The following is a 3,172-nucleotide window of genomic DNA, read 5'->3' as shown; positions in this document are numbered from 1 at the left end:
GTAGTTGGGGGCGATCTCGCAATGCCCATCGACGCGCACGACGATCTCGCCGCGCGCGTGGCGCAGGCCGATGTTCAGGGCCGGCGGCACAATGCGCGCCGGGTTGTCGATCAAGTACAGGGTGGGGCAGGTCGCCTGGAGTGCGCGGACGGCCTCGCGCGTGCCATCGTCGGACATGCCATCGACAACGAGAATTTCCAGCCGGTCGGTCGGGTAGTCCTGGGCCAGCACCGCGCCCAGACTGCGCGCGATGTAGGCCGCCTCGTTGCGTACGGGCATGATGAGCGAGACGAAGGGCAGTTCCATGTCTCAAGTTTACGGCCACTGCCCCTCTCATCCCGTATAAAAGGCGTGAAGGCCCTGTGAGGAAGTGGTTAGTAGTAGGGGCGGGTTTGAGACCCGCCCCTACTACGAACCACTAACCACCAGCACCGCCCGCCGCGCGCGAAACGCCTGGAGCGAATAGTAGACGCCTGGCAGTGCGATGAAGAGCGGCCCCGTGGCCGGCAACATGTAGCGCAGCAGCGGCACGACGGTTATCGTCATCGCCCAGAAGTAGAAGACGATAAGCCAGTTGCCGGCCAGCATGCGCCGCAACGCGCCGGCATCGCCGCCCGGCGCGGCCCGGCGACTGAAGAAGGCGTAGGCGTTGCCCCACAGGATGAGCGCGAAGTAGACGGCCTGGATCGCCAGCGTCGCCCCCTCGAACGTGCGGCTGTCAATACCGTACCAGCTGCGGCTGGCCTTGATGAACGTGAACTTGAGGAACGTCCCCGGGTCCTTGCGCGCCTCGTCCAGGACGACCACCAGCACGTCGCCGCTCGACTGCATCTCTGTCCGGCGGCGCTGGAATGTACGCATCAGATCGGCCACGTCCTCGGCCACCGGCACCTCCCGGCGGTAGTCCTTGTAGGCGACCAGAAACGTCAGGCCATCCTTGAAGGAAACCTCGCCGCCGGTGCTAAGGGGGATGACCGCGCCGGTCTCGGCATACACGGCCCCAAGCCACGGGAAGACGGCCAGCGCGTTGCCCAGCAGCAGCAGAGCGGCCAGACCCAGGCGCGCGGGCAGCCGGATGGGCCGCGCCAGGAAAAGGATGAGGACGGCCATCACCACGCCCAGCCCCAGCGCCGACGGGCGGATCAACATGGTCGCGCCGGTCAGCACACCGGCCAGCAGGTAGAGCCACCAGGCCCGCGGCCGGCGCAACATGGCCAGCCAGAAGACGAACATCGCGCCAAAAAAGACGGGGATGAACGGGACTTCACTGTTGGGCTGTTTGGCAACCCACAGAAAGAACGGATAGGTGGCCCAGGCCAGCCCCACTAGCAGCGCCGCCTCAGCCCGCCAGACGAGCCGGGCCAGCCCATAGAGCAGCACGACCGACAACCCGGCGCACAGCAGCCGGAAGGCCAGCAGCGCCGCCCCCTCGGACACCCCCACCACCCCGCCGACCGCCCAAGTCCCGGCCAGCAGTACCGAGAAGCCGGGCGGGTAGCGGGTCGCCAATTCGCCTTCGGTGTTGATAATACCCCGCCCGGCCAGGATGGCGCGGGCGACCGGCTCGTACTGGAAGGTGTAGTCGGTGCTCTGGTTCTGCCGGTACTCGGCCGGCAACACGGCCGCAAATACCGCGGCGACGGCCATTGCCAGTAGGAACAATCCCAATACAAGAAGTACTTCGCGTCGTTTGCTCATATTCACCCGTAGGCCAGGCCGTCAGCCTGCGCCACATGCGAGATAACTGCCCGAAACTTACCGTTCGCCGTGCGCGGAATCTCCTCCACCGCCTCCAGCACCACGCCCATATCGGCCCCCACCCGGTCGTGGATGCGCTGCACCAGCATCTCGCCGTCGGCCGCGCTGTAGGCCGCCGTCGGCACGTAGAGCACGCGCAACCGATCGAGCGACTCCTGGATGATTTGCGCCTCTAGAATCGGCAGGTCGGCCTTGAACACCGGGTCCAGCCGGCCGATGTGCCGCCCATCGCGGGTGATGACCACGTCATCCTGCCGCCCCTCGATGGCCGCCAGCACGGGCAAGGAACGGCCGCAAGCACAAAGGTGTAGCACAGGATTCTTATCCTGTGGCAAACGCACAGGATAAGAATCCTGTGCCACGGCTACGCTGGCTCGGTCGCCCGTCTCATAGCGGATGAGCGGCATGTCGGCGTTGAGCAGCCCCGTCGCCACCAGCCGCCCGGCCACCACCTCCCCTCCCTCCGGGAGGGGCCGGAGGAGGGAGGGCCGGGGGAGGGCCGGTGCGTCTGTATCATCGTCCAGCACCTCAACGTGGCCCGCCTCCGGCCAGAGATGCAGCCGGCCCGCCTCGCAATCGCTGGCCGCGGCGGCGATCTCGGCCATGCCATAGGTCTCGCGCACGGGGCAGCCAAAGGCCGCGCCAATAGCCTCGCGCTGATGGGCCAACAGCGGTTCGGCGTTGCCGATGGCGACCTTGAGGCGCGGCGCACGCCAGCCGCGCTCCAGCGCCACCTGCGCCAGCCGGTAGAGGCCGGACGGGTAACCGAGCAGGTAGGTGACTTCGTGCCGCTCCATCGCTTCCAGGTAGGCGGCCACGTTATCGGGCGTCAGGTGGTAGGCGGAGAGGTACAGCTGCCGCAGGGCGATGTTCCAAACCCAGAAGGGGGGGCGAGCCCGCTCCACCGGGGCGACGAGTTGGCCGCCCAAAATAGCCCAGCGGTCGCCCCGGCCGACACCGTACCAGCGCCGCGCCCGCGCCTCGAACAGGGCGAACCATGTCTGCACAGTCTCCTTGCTCAGCCAGATGTGCAACGGCTTGCCGGTCGTGCCGCTGGTGTGCTCATAGAACATGCGCTTGGGGTCGCAGTCGTCGGCCAGAAAGGCTTGCGGTTGCGCCCGCAGCGCCGCTTTGGTCAGCACGGGCCAATTCGCCAACTGATCAATCGCGGCGCGGTCGCCGGCCCGCCGCCGTGCGATCCACTGCTCGCGGTAGTAGGGCACGCGCGCCGCCGCCCGCCGCAACACAAAGGCCAGCCGCTCCTCCTGCCAGACGCGCCACTGCTCGGCCGTCCAGTAGTCGTGGCTCAGGTACTCGGCGATCAGACGCTCGGTGTCGGCGCTGTAGCGCCAGCGGCTCAACTTCCGGCCGCGCGCGCTGGCGGCCAGCACCTTGGCCGGGTAGGGCAGCCGGT

General features: G+C 67.6%; 3 protein-coding genes. All 3 read right to left on the bottom strand.

All coding sequences use genetic code 11. The annotated features are described in order from the left end of the window. Positions 1–306, bottom strand: a 306-nt coding sequence (locus ACE3UY_RS11800) for a glycosyltransferase (RefSeq protein ID WP_374687722.1), incomplete at its 3' end; no start/stop codon positions are given. A gap of 102 nt (positions 307–408) precedes the next feature. Further along, positions 409–1,698, bottom strand: coding sequence for an ArnT family glycosyltransferase (locus tag ACE3UY_RS11795; protein ID WP_374687721.1), 1,290 nt, complete (start codon positions 1,696–1,698; stop codon positions 409–411). Between the two features lie 2 nt (positions 1,699–1,700). Beyond that, positions 1,701–3,172: phenylacetate--CoA ligase family protein (locus ACE3UY_RS11790; RefSeq protein WP_374687720.1), on the bottom strand; the 1,472-nt coding region annotated here is incomplete at its 5' end.

Origin of the sequence: Promineifilum sp. (SeqCode), assembly GCF_041918635.1 — a bacterium.
In the GTDB taxonomy this organism is placed as follows: domain Bacteria; phylum Chloroflexota; class Anaerolineae; order Promineifilales; family Promineifilaceae; genus Promineifilum.
Note: the sequence above shows the minus strand (reverse complement) of the source record. Positions and strands in the feature narration are given on the sequence as shown.